The 16080-nt window shown below is 73.6% G+C and carries 11 protein-coding genes; 6 read left to right on the top strand and 5 right to left on the bottom strand.

Annotated features, from left to right (window positions below; all coding sequences use genetic code 11):
- Position 1 precedes the first annotated feature (1 nt).
- The 3 genes from OG956_RS02910 to OG956_RS02900 form a co-directional block, all read right to left on the bottom strand.
- On the bottom strand, positions 2-1948 hold the full coding sequence (locus OG956_RS02910; protein ID WP_330336336.1) for a glycosyltransferase family 2 protein: 1947 nt from the start codon (positions 1946-1948) through the stop codon (positions 2-4).
- A gap of 133 nt (positions 1949-2081) precedes the next feature.
- Positions 2082-2666 carry a hydrolase gene (locus OG956_RS02905; protein ID WP_330336335.1) on the bottom strand — a complete coding sequence of 195 codons (585 nt, stop codon included), beginning with the start codon at positions 2664-2666 and terminating at the stop codon, positions 2082-2084.
- Positions 2667-3071: 405 nt separating this feature from the next.
- Positions 3072-3509 (bottom strand): MarR family winged helix-turn-helix transcriptional regulator, encoded by a 438-nt coding sequence (locus tag OG956_RS02900; RefSeq protein WP_330336334.1) that lies wholly within the window; start codon positions 3507-3509, stop codon positions 3072-3074.
- A gap of 141 nt (positions 3510-3650) precedes the next feature.
- On the opposite strand from OG956_RS02900, the gene OG956_RS02895 reads away from it, so the two are divergent.
- Genes OG956_RS02895 through OG956_RS02885 form a run of 3 tightly spaced genes read left to right on the top strand, consistent with a single transcriptional unit; the run spans position 3651 to position 8259 of the window.
- Positions 3651-6692: an FAD-linked oxidase C-terminal domain-containing protein gene (locus OG956_RS02895; RefSeq protein WP_330336333.1), complete on the top strand. Its 3042-nt coding sequence runs from the start codon at positions 3651-3653 to the stop codon at positions 6690-6692.
- Between the two features lie 46 nt (positions 6693-6738).
- Positions 6739-7749 carry an SDR family oxidoreductase gene (locus OG956_RS02890; RefSeq protein WP_330336332.1) on the top strand — a complete coding sequence of 337 codons (1011 nt, stop codon included), beginning with the start codon at positions 6739-6741 and terminating at the stop codon, positions 7747-7749.
- Positions 7750-7758: 9 nt separating this feature from the next.
- Positions 7759-8259, top strand: a complete 501-nt coding sequence (locus tag OG956_RS02885; protein ID WP_330336331.1) for a metallophosphoesterase family protein — start codon at positions 7759-7761, stop codon at positions 8257-8259.
- Between the two features lie 408 nt (positions 8260-8667).
- Here OG956_RS02885 and OG956_RS02880 read toward each other — a convergent pair whose 3' ends face one another.
- Positions 8668-9771, bottom strand: coding sequence for an XdhC/CoxI family protein (locus OG956_RS02880; protein WP_330342717.1), 1104 nt, complete (start codon positions 9769-9771; stop codon positions 8668-8670).
- Positions 9772-10069: 298 nt separating this feature from the next.
- On the opposite strand from OG956_RS02880, the gene OG956_RS02875 reads away from it, so the two are divergent.
- Positions 10070-12148 (top strand): translation factor GTPase family protein, encoded by a 2079-nt coding sequence (locus OG956_RS02875; protein WP_330336330.1) that lies wholly within the window; start codon positions 10070-10072, stop codon positions 12146-12148.
- 31 nt (positions 12149-12179) lie between these two features.
- Here the strand turns inward: OG956_RS02875 and OG956_RS02870 are convergent, their stop codons facing one another.
- A complete protein-coding gene (locus tag OG956_RS02870) occupies positions 12180-13460 on the bottom strand; it encodes a YncE family protein (protein ID WP_330336329.1) in 1281 nt (426 codons plus the stop codon).
- Positions 13461-13609: 149 nt separating this feature from the next.
- On the opposite strand from OG956_RS02870, the gene OG956_RS02865 reads away from it, so the two are divergent.
- Entirely contained in the window at positions 13610-14272 is a 663-nt protein-coding gene (locus OG956_RS02865) for a TetR/AcrR family transcriptional regulator (protein ID WP_330336328.1), read from the top strand.
- 762 nt (positions 14273-15034) lie between these two features.
- On the top strand, positions 15035-16060 hold the full coding sequence (locus OG956_RS02860) for an alcohol dehydrogenase (protein WP_330336327.1): 1026 nt from the start codon (positions 15035-15037) through the stop codon (positions 16058-16060).
- Positions 16061-16080: the final 20 nt, after the last annotated feature.

The raw sequence follows: 16080 nt of genomic DNA, 5'->3' as shown, positions 1-16080 counted from the left end.
GTCATGCCCTCCGTGTCGTCGCGCTCGTCCGCGCTCGCCGTACGCCGCCGAGCAAACGCCGTGCCCTGCGCAGCAGTCGGCGCAGCATACCGGGCGGGGCCGCGCGGACCACCTCGACGGCGCCGGGTCCGCGTCCCACGCGCAGCAGCAGGGGCAGTTTCACGGCCCGGCCGCCGGACAGCCGCAGCTCCGTGCGCCACAGGGCGCCGCGCAGCTCGCCGAGCGGAAGGCCGGCCTCCAGCAGCGCGTGGACGCCGTCGGCGGGCGTCAGCACGGCAGGCCGGTCGACCGCGCGGCCGGAGGCGCCGGCCAGCCGGACGCCGACCGTCGTGCTGTCGGGCACGTACAGGGGCAGCGCGACGGTCAGCGTGTCGGCGGAGACCGTCGCGTCCGCCGGGGTGAGCCGGTGCAGCCCGAGGGACTTCACGGCACGGTCCACGTCCAGCGACAGGTTGCGGTACTGCTGCGTCCAGTACGGCAGCACGACGCGGTCCGCGACGATGCCGGCCGGCGGCAGCGCGAGCCCCTGCGCCGGGGCGGGGCCCAGCCGGCACTCCTTGGTCCAGCCGCCCAGGCCGACCCGCACGTACAGGTCCCACAGGCCGCCGCCCAGCGGGTCGCCGCCGGCCGCCGTGGCGGGGTCGACGGCGGCCGTGGCGCGCAGCAGCAGCCGGGTGCCGCCGGCCCCCGCCGGGACGCGTTCGCGGGTGACCTCGACCGGCTGGAAGAAGGAGGCCCCGCTCTCCCGGTCGCGCACGATCACGTCGACGGCGGCCGTCCCGAAGCCGTCCTCGGCGGCCGCCGCCAGCCAGGCCGCCGCCTCGGCGATGTCGCGGGGCGCGCCGTCCGCCGGCGGCCTCGGGGCGTTCGCCGGGACCGTCAGTGGGCCGTCGGCGGTGGTGTACTCGACGCCGAGGTCGATGTGCAGGACACCGTCCCGCCAGGCGGCCCCGGCCGGTACGGCCCGCGGACGGACCCCGGCCTCCCACTCGGCGTGGGCGACCAGGTCGTCGTAGCGGTTCTCGCGGATCAGCGCGGCGACGATCCGCTGGCCGGGGCGCAGGCCGGGGGCGACGCCGGGGCCGAAGCGCTCGACGACGACGGCGTGCATCTCCTTGAACAGCGCGCGCCGGTAGTCGTCCGGCATGGCCAGCAGCCGGCGGCCGCTCATCCGGTCGACGATCTCCACCCGCAGCCAGCGGCGCAGCAGCCGGTCGCGCAGCGGGCCCGGCTCGGTGTACCGCTCCACCACGTCGAGGGCCTCGCGGAGGTTGGTGAAGTAGCCGACCGGGTCGAAGCGCTGGAAGCCGGCGTTGGAGGCGTCGTCGCGTTTGATGTGGTAGTAGCAGACGTAGTCGCTGAGCACCGAGACGTTGTCGGCGCGCAGATAGGCCTCGGTGAAGAAGACGTGGTCCTCCAGGCGCCGCCGGCCCTCGAGGAAGCGCAGTCCGGTGCGCTCCAGGAAGGAGCGCCGGACCATCTTGTGCGGGGTGAGGCTGTCGATCAGGGGGGCGTTGGCGACCGTGGCGTGCGGGTGGTTGCGGCGGAACAGCTCCACCGGGACCGGGCGGCCCTTTCCGGCCATCTTGCCGACGATCACGTCGGCCTTGTTGGCGACCCCGTAGTCGTACATCCGCTCCAGGGCCTCGTCGCCGAGCCGGTCGTCGTTGTCGACGAACATCACGAACTCGCCGCGGGAGGCCTCGATGCCGACGTTGCGGGGCTTGCCCGACCAGCCGGAGTTCTCCTGGTGGATGACGTGTATGTGCGGATACTCGGCGGCGAGGGCGTCGAGCCGGGCCGGAGTGGCGTCGGTGGAGCCGTCGTCCACGAAGATCACTTCGTACTCGTCGGGAGGCAGCGACTGGCGCAGCAGCGAGGCGATGCAGTCCTCGATGTACGGCCCCGGGTTGTACACGGGGACGATGACGCTGACCTTGACCGGCATCCGGTTCCAAGCCCCCTCTGTTCGCTTCCCGTTGCCTGGGTGGCACGGGTGGGCGTGGCCGAATGCTAACCCGGACCCGCGCGGCGGTGTGCGGGCACCCCCGCTCCGCCGCACGGGTCACAGGGCCGCACGGTCAGGCGTGGGTCTTGGCGAGCAGCTCCAGGATCTCGGCGGTGGTGCCGCTCTCGCCGAGCCGCGGGAAGATCCGCTCGACGCTGTTGGCGTGCGCCTCGGCGTCGGCGTCGGCCATCGCGTCGGTCGCGAGGGTGACGTGGTAGCCGTGGGCGTAGGCGTCACGGGCGGTGGACTCCACGCCGATGCTGGTGGCGATGCCGGTGAGCACGATCTGGGTGACGCCGCGGCGGCGCAGCTGCACGTCCAGGTCGGTGCCGTGGAAGGCGCTCCAGTTGTGCTTGGTGACGCGGATGTCGCCGGGGTGGCCGTTCAGCTCGTCGGTGATGACGTCCCAGCCGTCGGGGAAGGCGAGGCCCCGTGCCTGGCGCTCGGTGCGGCCGGGGACGGCGTCGGCCCAGTCGGGCGCGAAGGAGACCCGGACCAGGACCACGGGCAGCCCCTTGGCGCGGAAGGCGTCGGCGAGTTCGGCGGTGCGGGAGACGACGTCGGAGGCCGCGTGCGGCTGCACGGGCATGCCGACGATGCCGTTCTGCAGGTCGATCGCGACGAGGGCGGTACGGGGGTCGAGCGTGGTGAGCGACATGAGTCGGTCAGGCCTTTCGACTGGGTCGGGAGTTTCCGGGGCCGGGAGCTTCCGGGATCGGGAGCTTCCGGTGGGTTGGACGTTCTGGGGGTCCTGGGGTTTCCGGTTTCCGATGGCTTTCGGAGTTTGCGGTGGTTCGATGGTTTCCGCGGTGCGCCGGCCCGGGAGCGGTCCGGCGGTGATCGCCGGCAGCGGTGCCGTGCCCGCGAGGTGATCGCCGGCAGCGGTGCCGAGCCGGCGAGCGGGAAGTTGCGGCCCGGCCGTGCAGCCGGCCGGTCCCGGCGGGCGGGGCTCCGCAGGCGCCATCTGGGGCCGGGGTGCCCCCGAGCAGTCAAGGGGGTGGCGGCAGGAGCCGGCGGAGGGAAGGACGGGAGGCCGTCCCGGCGCGTGCGGCCGGCCTCCGGGTCATGGCTGCGACAGGCGTTCCATCAGCTCCAGCGCCGCGAGCACGGTCTGCCGCTCCTGCTCGGTGTAGCGGTCCTGGAAGGCGCGGGCCAGCCACTCCTCGCGCACCTGACGGTTGCCCTCGATCCGGGCCCGCCCGGCGTCGGTCAGGGTGACCAGCTGGCGGCGGCCGTCGTCCGGGTCGGGGGTGCGCCGGATCAGCCCGTGCTGCTCCAGGGCGGACAGCGTGGTCGCCATCGACTGCGGGCGTACGCCCTCGGCGCCGGCCAGCGCGCTGGCCGTGGCGGCGCCGTGCTTGCCGACCAGGGTGAGCGCCGACTCCTGGGAGGGGCTGAGGTCGGTGTCCTGCGCGACCTCGCGGATACGGCGCCGCAGCCGGCTGAACACCACGCGCAGCTCGCGCGCGGCCCGTGCGGCGGAGTCGGAGATGTCAGCCATGCCGCCACCCTAAAGCCGGCAGCCGTAACTGTCCAGCTCAAGCTGTTCAGTCTTGGCTGTCCAATTGTCGGGTACTCGCCCGTCCTCGGACAGGCAGCACGTCGGTGACCTTGCACGGTCGGTGAAGACAAGGGAGCGCAGATGACCGCTTCGGACATGTCCGGCCTCGAGGCGGCTCTCCGCGGCGAGGTGGACGGCGAGATCCGCTTCGACGCCGGCAGCCGCGGCGCCTACGCCACGGACGGTTCCAACTACCGGCAGGTCCCGCTCGGCGTCGTCGTCCCGCGCACGGTCGAGGACGGCGCCCGGGCCGTGTCGGTGTGCGCGCGGTTCGACGCCCCCGTCCTCTCCCGGGGCGGCGGCACGAGCCTCGCCGGACAGTCGGCCAACACCGCCGTGGTGATCGACTGGAGCAAGTACTGCGACAGGCTCATCTCCGTCGACCCCGAGCGGCGCACCTGCGTGGTGGAGCCCGGGATCGTCCTCGATGCACTCAACCGCCGACTCGCCACCCATGGGCTCCAGTTCGGGCCCAAACCGTCGACGCACAGTCACTGCGCGCTCGGCGGCATGATCGGCAACAACTCCTGCGGCGCCTCCGCGCAGGCCTACGGCAAGACCGTCGACAACGTCCGGCGGCTGGAGATCCTCACCTATGACGGGCAGCGCGCCTGGGTCGGCCCCACCCCGCCCGACGAGCGCGCCCGGATCGCCGCCGGCGGCGGCCGGCTCGCCGAGCTCTACGCCGGCCTCGACCGCATCGCCACCGAGTACCTCGCCGACATCCGCCGCGGCTACCCGAAGATCCCGCGCCGCGTCTCCGGCTACAACCTCGACTCCCTGCTGCCCGAGAACGGCTTCGACGTCGCCAAGGCGCTCGTCGGCAGCGAGGGCACCCTGGTCACCGTCCTGCGCGCCGAACTCGACCTCGTCCCGGTGCCGCCGTACCAGTCGCTGCTCGTCCTCGGCTACGACGACATCTGCACGGCCGCCGACGACGTGCCGCTGCTGCTCGAACGCTGCTCGCCCACCCAACTCGAGGCGCTGGACGGCCGGATGGCGCAGCTGATGCGCGAGGAGGGCGCCTACCTCGACTCCCTGAACGCCCTCCCCGAGGGCGACAGCTGGCTGATGCTGCAGTTCAGCGGCGACAGCCAGGAGGACGTCGACGAACAGGCGCACGCCCTGCTGCGCGCCGTCGGCCGCGACGAGAAGGACAGCAGGATCGCCTTCTCCGACGACCCCGAGCGCGAGCAGAAGATGCTCAAGGCCCGCGAGGCCGGACTCGGCGTCACCGCGCGTCCGCCGGACGACCGGGAGACCTGGGAGGGCTGGGAGGACTCCGCCGTGCCGCCCGACCGGCTCGGCGACTATCTGCGCGACCTCAAAGGCCTGTTCGACGAGTTCGACTACGACCACCCGTCCCTGTACGGCCACTTCGGGCAGGGCTGCGTCCACACCCGCATTCCCTTCGACCTGCGCACCGCCGACGGCGTCGCGCACTTCCGCCGCTTCGTAGAGCGCGCCGCCGACCTCGTCGCCTCCTACGGCGGCTCGCTGTCCGGCGAGCACGGCGACGGGCAGTCCCGCGGCGAACTGCTCACCCGCATGTTCGGCGAGCGGCTGGTGACCGCGTTCGGCGAGCTGAAGGCCCTCTTCGACCCCCGCGACCGGATGAACCCCGGCAAGGTCGTCCGCCCCAACCCCGTGGACGGGCAGCTCCGGCTCGGCCCGGGCTGGCGGCCGGCCACCCCCTCCACCCACTTCGACTTCCCCGATGACGAGCACTCCTTCAACCGCGCCGTGATGCGGTGCGTCGGCATCGGCAACTGCCGCAGCCACTCCGGCGGCGTCATGTGCCCCTCCTACCGGGCCACCAGGGAGGAGGAGCACTCCACCCGCGGCCGGGCCCGGCTGCTGTTCGAGATGCTCAACGGCCACGCCGACTCCGCCGTCAAGGACGGCTGGCGCTCCACCGCCGTACGCGACGCACTCGACCTGTGCCTGGCCTGCAAGGGCTGCAAGTCCGACTGCCCGACCGGCGTCGACATGGCCACCCTCAAGGCCGAGTTCATGGCCCACCACTACGAGGGCCGGATCCGCCCGGCCGCCCACTACTCCATGGGCTACCTCCCGGTGTGGGCCCGGCTCTCCCGGATCGCCCCCTCGCTGGTCAACTCCGCGCTGCACGCGCCCGGTCTGGCCCGGCTCGGCAAGCGGCTCGCGGGCGTCGACGAGGCCCGCTCGGCACCGGTGTTCGCCGAGGAGTCGTTCGTGCAGTGGTGGAAGGCACGCGACCGGCAGGAGCCGGACCCGGCCGACCCGCGCACCGTGGTGCTGTGGCCCGACACCTTCAGCACCTACTTCCACCCCGCGATCGCGAAGTCGGCCGTACGGGTGCTGGAGGACGCCGGATTCCGGGTGGCCGTACCGACCGAACCCGTGTGCTGCGGCCTGACCTGGATCTCCACCGGTCAGCTCGCCATCGCCAAGAAGGTGCTGGCCCGTACCCTCGCGGTGCTGCGCCCCTACCTGGAGGCGGGCACCCCCGTCATCGGTCTCGAACCCTCCTGTACGGCCGTCTTCCGCGCCGACGCCCCCGAGCTGATGCCCGCCGACCAGGACGTGCAGCGGCTCGCCAAGCAGGTCCGCACCTTCGCCGAACAGCTCGTCCACCACGCCCCCGACGGCTGGGAGCCGCCCCGGCTCGCCCGGCAGGCCACCGTGCAGACCCACTGCCACCAGCACGCCATCATGAAGTCCGGCGCCGACGAGGAACTGATGCGCCGCGCCCACCTCGACGCCGAGGTCCTCGACGAGGGCTGCTGCGGACTCGCTGGCAACTTCGGCTTCGAACGCGGCCACCACGAGGTCTCCATGGCCGTCGCCGAACAGGGCGTGCTGCCCGCCGTCCGGGGCGCCGCGCCCGACAGCCTGGTCCTCGCCGACGGCTTCAGCTGCCGCACCCAGATCGAGGAGGGCGGCACCGGCCGCCGCGCCCTGCACCTCGCCGAGGTGCTCGCGCTCGCCCTCGACGGCAACCTGCCCAGCGACCACCCCGAACGCCTGGCCGACCGTCCGGCCCCGCCCTCCCGCGCCGCCCGCTGGGCGACGGCCGCCGCCACGGCTGCCCTGCCCGCCGCCACCGCGCTCGCCCTGCGGCTGCGGCGGCGCCCGGGATGAGACACGGCAGCACCGGATGCAGTGAGCCCGTCGAAAGGAGATGATCATGCCCGCGACCATCGTCATCACCGGTGCCAGCGCCGGAATCGGCCGTGCCACCGCCCGGCTGTACGGCCGGCGCGGCGCGAACGTCGTGCTGGTCGCGCGCGGCGAGGGCGGCCTGCGGGCGGCGGCCGACGAGGTCGCGGCCCTCGGCGGACGCCCGCTCGTGCAGCCCGCCGACGTGGCGGACCAGGCCCAGGTCGAGGCCGTCGCCGAGGCCGCGGAGAAGGAGTTCGGCCCCATCGACATCTGGGTCAACTGCGCCTTCGCGAGCGTCTTCGCGCCGTTCGACGAGATCACCCCCGAGGAGTTCCGCCGGATCACCGAGGTCACCTACCTCGGCTTCGTCAACGGCACCCGCTCCGCCCTCAGCCGCATGCTGCCCCGCGACCGGGGCACCATCGTGCAGGTCGGCTCGGCCCTCGGGGAGCGGTCGATCCCGCTGCAGTCGGCGTACTGCGGCGCCAAGCACGCCATCAACGGCTTCACCTCCTCCCTGCGCACCGAACTGCTGCACCGCGGCAGCCACGTCCACGTCACCGTCGTCCAGATGCCCGCCGTCAACACGCCGCAGTTCGAATGGGTCCGCTCCCGGCTGTCCCGGCACCCCATGCCGGTGCCGCCGATCTACCAGCCGGAGGTCGCCGCCCGCGGTGTGCTGTACGCGGCCGACCACCCGCGCCGCAAGCAGTACTACGTCGGCGCCAGCACCGTGGCCACCATCTGGGCCAACCGGCTCGTCCCGGCCCTGCTCGACCGCTATCTCGCCCGCACCGGCTTCGACGCCCAGCAGACCGACCGCATCCCGCCCGCCGGCGAGGACAACCTCTTCACCCCCGTCGACCGGGACCTCGCCGAGGACCACGGCGCGCACGGCTCCTTCGACGACAGCGCCCACCCGCGCTCCCTGCAGCAGACCGTGGCACGGCACCCGGCCGCGACCGCCCTCGGTGCGGGCGTCGCGCTGCTCGGCGCCGCACGCGGCCTGCGCCGCCTGACCTCCCGCGCCGCCTAGGCTGTCGCCGTGCGCCTGCTGCTCATGTCCGACACCCATCTGCCCAAGCGCGCCAAACGGCTACCCGAGCCGCTGCTGGCCGAACTCCCGCACGCGGACGTCGTGTTCCACGCCGGGGACTGGGTCGACACCGCCACCCTGGACCTGCTGGAGAGCCGCAGCCGCCGGCTCGTCGCGGTGTACGGCAACAACGACGGGCCGGAGCTGCGGGCGCGGCTCCCCGAGGTCGCCCGCGCCGACCTGGGCGGCCTGCGCTTCGGCGTCGTGCACGAAACCGGCCCCGCCCAGGGCCGCGAGGCCCGCTGCGCCGCCCGCTTCCCCGACCTCGACGTGCTGGTCTTCGGCCACAGCCACATCCCCTGGGACACCACCGCCCCCAACGGCCTGCGCCTGCTCAACCCCGGCTCCCCGACCGACCGCCGCCGCCAGCCCCACTGCACCTACCTCACCGCGACCCTCACCGACGGCGCGCTCACCGACGTGACCCTGCACCGCCTGCCCCCACGCTAGGCGGCACCCCGCGTCCCACCGGGCGGCCCCCGCCGCACGACGCCGGAGGTGCACCGCACGGCGTCTGAGCGGTCCGGCGGGTGGTACCCGTCCCCCATGCCCGAGGCAGTCGTGACCCTGCTCAGGCGCGCGGTGCGCCCGGCGCGGCCCTGCTGCTGCCCGGCACGCTCGCCCTCATCGGCCGGGCCATTCCCGGCGAGGCCGAACGGCCCGCGCGATCGGGGTGTGGGCGGGCGTCGGCAGCCTCGCCCTCCCCGCCGGCCCCCTGCTCGGCGGGGTGCTCACCCAGGGGCTCGAGCGCCTGCCCTCTCCGCGCAGTGACCGGCGCCGAACAGGGCGCCCCTTGCGGCCCCCGCCGCTGTTACCGTTCCGGCCGGCCGCTGCCCGGTCGGTCTCTTCCGCGGCTCGTCAGGCGGCGGGCGGGTGGATCGCTCCGGCGGTGGTGGTCAGCGGCGCGCCGCTGCCGCCCCAGCGCAGGGCGACGATCTCGGCGGCGACGGACACGGCGACCTCCTCGGGCGTACGGGCCCCGAGGTCGAGGCCGAGCGGCGAGCGGAGCCGGGACAGCTCCGCCCGGCAGAGGCCGGCCTCCGTGAGCCGGGCGAGCCGCTCCTCATGGGTCTTCCGGCTGCCCATGGCCCCGATGTAGGCGGCCGGGCGGCGCAGGGCCTCCTGGAGGAGCGGTACGTCGAACTTCGGGTCGTGGGTGAGGACGCAGACCACCGTGCGGTCGTCGGTCTGCGTGCCGGCGAGATAGCGGTGCGGCCAGTCGACGACGACCTCGACGGCCGCCGGGAAGCGCTTGGGCGTGGCGAAGACGGGGCGGGCGTCGCACACGGTGACGCGGTAGCCGAGGAAGTCGCCGATCCGGGCCACCGCCGCCGCGTAGTCGATCGCGCCGAACACCAGCATGCGCGGCGGCGGCGCGAACGACTGGAGGAACACGGTGACGGCGTCCTCGCGGCGCTCGCCGTGCGGCCCGTAGTGCCGTTGCACCGAGGCGCCGAGCGCGAGTTCGCCGCGCGCGTCCGCGGTGACGGCGACGTCGAGGCCGTTCGTGCCGAGCGTGCCGGCCGCCCGGTCGGGCCAGACGGCGAGGGCCGCGCCGCGCCGCGCCGGTCCGTCCACCACCGTGGCCACGGTCACCGGCTCGCCCGCGGCGACCGACGCGGCGACCGCACCGAGTGCCGGGTCCGACTCGGCGGTCACCGGCCGCACCAGCAGGGTGATCTCGCCGCCGCAGGTCAGCCCCACGGCGAAGGCGTCCTCGTCGCTGTAGCCGAACGTCTCCAGCCGCGGTGCGCCACTCGCCACGACTTCCTGCGCGAGCTCGAACACCGCGCCCTCGACACAGCCTCCGGACACGCTGCCCACGACCTCGTCGTCCGGGCCCACCGCCATCGCGGCCCCCGGTCCGCGCGGCGCGCTGCGGCTGACCGCGACGACCGTGGCCAGCCCGAACGGAACCCGGGCCGCGTGCCAGCGCGCCAGCGCCGGCAGGATCTCCCGCACCATCCGCTCCTCTCACCGGGGCCACCGGGGCCACCGGGTCCGCGACCGTCCTGCGCCCGGCGTATCGGTTCCCCGAGCAGCCGGGGATCGCCGAGTTCCCCGGCAGCCCCGGAGCAGCACCACGATCCCGCCGCGCGTCATCCCCGTTTGTTGAGCGTTAATCCATTGCCGCCGGGTCCCGGTGTCTGCTGCACTGCGGGCTGTCCGTCGTCACACACAGAGAGAGGTCCGCCGATGCGCGCTGCGTGCATGTCCGCCCAGGAAGGAATCCGCCCCGTGCCGAAGGACATCACGCTCAGTGCATCTGCTCAATCTCGGAATTCTCGCGCATGTCGACGCCGGTAAGACCAGCCTGACCGAACGGCTGCTGCACTCCGCCGGGGTGATCGACGAGATCGGCAGCGTCGACGCCGGCAGCACCACCACCGACACCCTCGCGCTGGAGCGGCGGCGCGGCATCACCATCAAGTCCGCCGTCGTCTCGTTCCCGCTCGACGGCGTCACCGTCAACCTCATCGACACCCCCGGCCACCCGGACTTCATCGCCGAGGTGGAGCGGGTGCTCGGCGTGCTCGACGGCGCCGTCCTGGTCGTCTCGGCCGTCGAGGGCGTCCAGGCGCAGACCCGCGTGCTGATGCGCACACTGCGCCGGCTGCGGATCCCCACGCTGATCTTCGTGAACAAGATCGACCGGCGTGGCGCGGACGGCTCCGCCGTGCTGGAACAGATGGCCCGCAGGCTGTCCGTACCGCTCGTACCGATGGGCGAACCCGCCGCACCCGGCACGCCCGCCGCCCGTTTCGTCCCCGGGCTCGGCCCCTCCGCGCTGGAGGTGCTCGCCGACCACGACGACGACCTGCTCGCCGCCTACCTCGACGGCTCGCCGGCCGACGACCGCGTGCACACCGCCCTCGCCGCCCAGAGCCGCCGCGCGCTGGTCCACCCGGTGTACTTCGGCTCCGCCATCACGGGAGCCGGTGTGCCCGAGCTGATCAGAGGCATCGAACACCTCCTGCCCACCGCCGACGGCGACCCGGCCGGCCCCCTGTCGGCCACGGTCTTCAAGGTCGAACGCGGCCCGGCCGGCGAGAAGGTGGCCTACGCCCGCATCTTCTCCGGCGCCCTGCGCGTCCGTGACCGGGTGCCGTTCGGCAGCGGGGGAGCGGAGGATGACCCGGCCGGCGGCGGAGCACGGAACGGAGGGCGCCTCGACGGGCCGCAGGACCGTTCCGGCGGCGGTCGGGCCGCCGGCCGGGCCGTGCGGCGCCGCGCCGAGGGCCGTGTCACCGGGCTCAGCGTGTTCGAGGCCGGCACCGGCGTGCGGCGGGACCAGGCCGGCGCCGGACGGATCGTCAAGGTGTGGGGACTCGACGGCATCCGGATCGGCGACGCCCTCGGCCGCCCGGGCCCGGCGTACCGGCACCACTTCGCGCCGCCCACCCTGGAGACGGTCGTCGTGCCCGGCCCCGGCACCGGCCGGCGCTCGCTGCACCTCGCGCTCACCCAGCTCGCCGAGCAGGACCCGCTCATCGGCGTCCGGCACGACGAGCAGCGCGGGGAGACCTCCGTCTCCCTCTACGGCGAGGTGCAGAAGGAGGTCGTCCAGGCGACCCTCGCCGAGGAGTACGGCCTGGACGTCACCTTCCGCGAGACCACGACCCTGTGCATCGAACGGCTGGCCGGCACCGGGCACGCCGTGGAGTTCAACAAGAAGGACGGCAACCCGTTCCTGGCCACGGTCGGCCTGCGCGTCGAGCCCGCACCGCCCGGCGCGGGCGTGGAGTTCCGGCTGGAGGTGGAGCTGGGCTCGATGCCGTACGCCTTCTTCAAGGCCGTCGAGGACACCGTCCGCGGGACGCTCGGCCAGGGACTGTACGGCTGGCGGATCCCCGACTGCACGGTCACCATGACCCACTCCGGCTACTCGCCCCGGCAGAGCCACGCCCACCAGGGCTTCGACAAGAGCATGTCGAGCACCGGCTACGACTTCCGGGGCCTGACCCCGCTGGTCCTGACCGAGGCGCTGCGCCGCGCGGGCACCCTGGTGCACGAGCCCGTGCACCGCTTCCGGCTCGAGGCGCCGGTGGACACGCTGGGCGCGCTGCTTCCGGTGCTCGCGCGGCTGGGCGCCGTACCGGAGACCACCGACGCGCTCGGTGCGACCGGCGTCCTGCACGGAACGGTGCCCGCGGCCCGGGTGCACGAGCTGGAGCAGCGGCTGCCCGGCCTCACCCGGGGCGAGGGAGCGGTGGAGACGGCCTTCGACCACTACGCACCGGTCGTCCGCGGCACGGTCCCGCGGCGCCCGCGCACCGACCACAATCCGCTGAACAGGAAGGAGTACCTGCTCAACGTGACCCGCCGGGTGGGGGAGTGAGGCACGCCGCCGACTGTTCCGGGGCCGGCGCTCAACTTCCGCCCGGGCCCGTCCAGCCGGCCTGGACATGGCCCAGCCGGACGCGCTGCGGATGGTCGCCGACCGGCACCGACAGCACCTTCCGGCCGGTGGCGAAGTCGATGGCCGTGACCTGGTCGGCGCCCGCCTCGGAGATGACGCAGTCCTTGCCGTCGCCGCTCACGGTCGCCCAGTACGGCGTGGCGGCGGTGACGAGCGGGCCGACGTCGAAGGAGGCCCGGTCGACCACGGTGGCGTAGTTGTCCATCGTCCCGGCGACGCACAGCTTGGTGCCCTCGGGGTTCATCGAGATGCCGTGGTGGCGCGAGTCCAGCAGCCACGTGGTGCGGTCGGGGTTGGTCGCCGGGTTCTCCGGCAGCGTCTTGACGCGGGTGATCTTGTCGGAGGCGACGTCGTACTCCAGGAAGCCGTTGAAGAACGACACCTGGAAGTACAGCTTGGACCAGTCGGGCGTGAACGCGGCCGGCCGCACGGCGTCGGAGAAGTCCCTCAGCCCGGCCGCGTCCAGCCGCTGCCGCATGTCGATGGTCCTGACCCGCTTGAACGTGCTCGCGTCGACGACCGTGATGTGCCGGTCGCCCTTGGTCCAGTCCCAGCCCGGGTCGTCGAGGGAGGTGGTGACCTCGCCGATGGACATGTTCCAGATGTACCTGCCGCCGTCGGTGAAGAAGTTCTCGTGCGGCTTGTCCCCGGTGCCGAACTCGCCCAGTTCCCTGCCGGTGTCGATGTCCAGCACCTGCACCTTGTTCGCGGTCGACGCGGAGACGGCCACCCGGGTGCCGTCGGGCGAGACGGCCATGTGGTCGGCGCGGTAACCGGCCACCGGGAAGCGCCAGTTGAGCTTGCCGGTGGCGAGGTCGATGGAGACGACGTCGGCGAAACTCGGCCGGGAGACCACCACGGACCTGCCGTCGGGCGTGGAGTACATGTCGTCCACGTACTGGTCGTGGCCCTCGCCGACCTCGTTGCGGATGGACGTGTAGTAGATCCACTTGATCGGATCGGCGTTGATCTCCGCCAGCCGCTGGGCCTTGTCCGGTACGACGTCGATCCGGCCGATCTTCGCGAAGTCGCCGGAGGACTGGATGACGTCGGCGGTGCCGTCCCAGTTGTTGCCGACGAACAGCACCTCCCGCAGGCCGCCGGAGGCACCGCTCGCGGTGGAGGCGGCGGTGGCGGTGGTCGCCGCGGTGGCGGCGGTCGCCGGGCCGGCGAGGGCCAGGGCGAGGGCCGCGGCCACGGAGCACAGGTGCCTGGTTCTGGAGGCAGGCATGACTGCTCTCTTTCCTCGAGGACGTGAGGGAATCTGAACACGGGCGCATTCACAGTGGACTTACTGAAAAGTAAGGAGCGAACCTCCTTCGCGACAAGATGTGTGCACGACAAGATTGGGGTGGGCGGGGGCCGGACGGAGGGAACAAGGTGACGGGCAGGCTGAAGGCGCCGACGGGCCGCTACGGCGGCAGATCCGCCGAGGAACGGCAGGCCGAGCGGCGGCGCCGTTTCCTGGCCGCGGCCCTGGAGCTGTTCGGCGGCGCCCCCGGCTACCGGAACACGACCGTGGCCGCCCTGAGCCAGGCCGCCGGCCTGTCCACCCGCCAGTTCTACGAGGAGTTCCGCACCCTGGAGGACGTCCTCGCCGCCCTGCACCTGCAGGTCAACGGCTGGGCCGAACAGGCGGTCCTGGACGCCCTCGCCACGGCGGACGGGCTGCCGCTGGCCGAGCGCGCCGCCGTGCTCTTCCGGGCCTACGCCCGCAACGTCACCTCCGACCCGCGGCGCATCCGCATCAGCTTCATGGAGATCGTCGGCGTCAGCCCGCGCCTGGAGGAACAGCGCCTGGCCCGCCGGGCCCGTTGGATCGACCTCATCCGCGCCGAGGCGGACGCGGCCGTGGCGCGCGGCGAGGCGGCGCCCCGCGACTACCGGCTCGCCGCGACGGCCTTCATTGGCAGCGTCAACGGCCTGCTGCACGACTGGAGCGCCGGCTGGGTCGACGCCACGCTCGACGACGTGGTGGACGAACTGGTGGGCCTCCTGCTCGGCATCCTCCGCCCGGAAAGCTGGCGCCCTCCGGCCGCCTGACACGGCCCGCTCTCGCGTGTCACGGCCGGTTTCCGCCTGACACGGTCCGCTCTCGCGTGTCACGGCCGGTTTCCGCTTGGCGCGCCCCGCTTCCGCCTGGCGCGGCCCGCTCCTGCGTGACGCGGTCCGCTTCCGTTTGACGGGCCCGCTGCCGCGTGAGGCGGTCCGCTTCCGCCTGGCGCGCCCCCTGCCACCTGAAGCAGCCTGCTCCCGCGTGACGCGGCGCGCGGCCGTTTGACGGGTCTGCTCTGGCGTGAGGCGCCCCGCTTCCGCCTGGCGCGCCCCCTGCCACCTGAAGCGGCCCGCTCCCGCGTGACGCGGTCCGCTTCCGTCGGGCTCGTCCGCCTGGCATGGCCCGCCCGCCTGGTGTGGCCCGCTCCGCCTCACAGGCCCGCTCCCGCCTGCGCCGGCCATCCCGCTGCGCGGGCCCCGGCTGAGCGGCCCCCCGGCTGAGCGGCCCTCTCCCGTCTGAACGGGCCCGTCCGCCTGCACGCGCCGCTCCCGTATCACGGCCTCCGCTCTGGGCGACGGGCTTCGGTGATGGGCGGCAGGGGCCTCGGCGCTGGACGTCGTAAGACTCGGTGCGCCTTCGGCCTGCGTCGGTCCGGGACGGCCCAGGCCGGCATGGGGCGGCCCAGAGGGACCCGAGCCCGGTGGGGCCCGGCGCGCGGGATCGGGCTGGAGCTGGTCTGCTGGTGCGGGGGGCGTCCTGCCCGTGCTCCGGAGCGGCGGACGACCACGCGAGACACAGGAGAGCGTGTGATGAGTAGCTATCGCGTCGCGCAGGTGACGACCGCGGGCGGACCGTTCGGACTGGTCGAGCGGGAGGTGCCGCAGCCCGGGCCCCGCCAGGTGCGGATCGCCGTCGACGCCTGCGGGATCTGCCACAGCGACACCCTCTTCGTGAACGCCGGCCTGCCGGGCGTGACCTTCCCCGAAGTTCCCGGGCACGAGATCGCGGGCCGCGTCGAGGCGCTCGGCGAGGGGATTGAGGACTGGGGATACCAGGTCGGCGACCGGGTCGCGGTCGGCTGGTTCGGCGGCAGCTGCGGCCACTGCACGTCCTGCCGCAAGGGCGACTTCATCACGTGCGCCAACCTCAAGGTCCCCGGGTGGGCCTACGACGGGGGCTTCGGCGAGAAGGTCATCGCGCCCGTCGACGCCCTCGCCCGGATCCCCGACGCGCTCTCGGCGGCCGACGCCGGGCCGATGGCCTGCGCCGGCGTGACCACGTACAACGGGCTGCGGCGCAGCTCCGCCCACCCGGGGGACCTGGTCGCGGTGCTCGGCATCGGCGGCCTCGGCCACCTCGGGGTGCAGTACGCGGCGACGATGGGCTTCGAGACCGTGGCGATCGCCCGCGGCCCGGAGAAGGCCGACTTCGCCAAGCAGCTGGGCGCCCACCACTATGTCGACAGCACCTCCGGCACCCCGGTCGGCGAGGCCCTGCAGTCCCTGGGCGGCGCCAGCGTCGTGCTGGCCACCGCCGGGAACTCCCAGGCCATCGCGGCCACCGTGGACGGACTGGCGCCGCGCGGCGAACTCGTGGTGATCGGCGCGGATCCCGAGCCGCTGGGCATCAGCCCGGTCCAGCTGCTGATGAGCGGCCGGATCGCGCGCGGCCACCCGTCCGGCACCTCGCAGGACGTGCAGGACACCATGGAGTTCAGCGCCCTGCACAACATCCGCCCGATGACCGAGACCGTACCGCTGGACGACGCGCAGGCGGCCTACCAGAAGATGCTCTCCGGCGCCGCCCGCTTCCGCATGGTGCTCACCAACGGCTGACGCCCGCCCCACCGCGCTCC

Source organism: Streptomyces sp. NBC_00557 (genome assembly GCF_036345995.1).
In the GTDB taxonomy this organism is placed as follows: domain Bacteria; phylum Actinomycetota; class Actinomycetes; order Streptomycetales; family Streptomycetaceae; genus Streptomyces.
The sequence above is the reverse complement of the archived record's forward strand: the minus strand, read 5'-3'. Positions and strand labels throughout refer to the sequence as shown.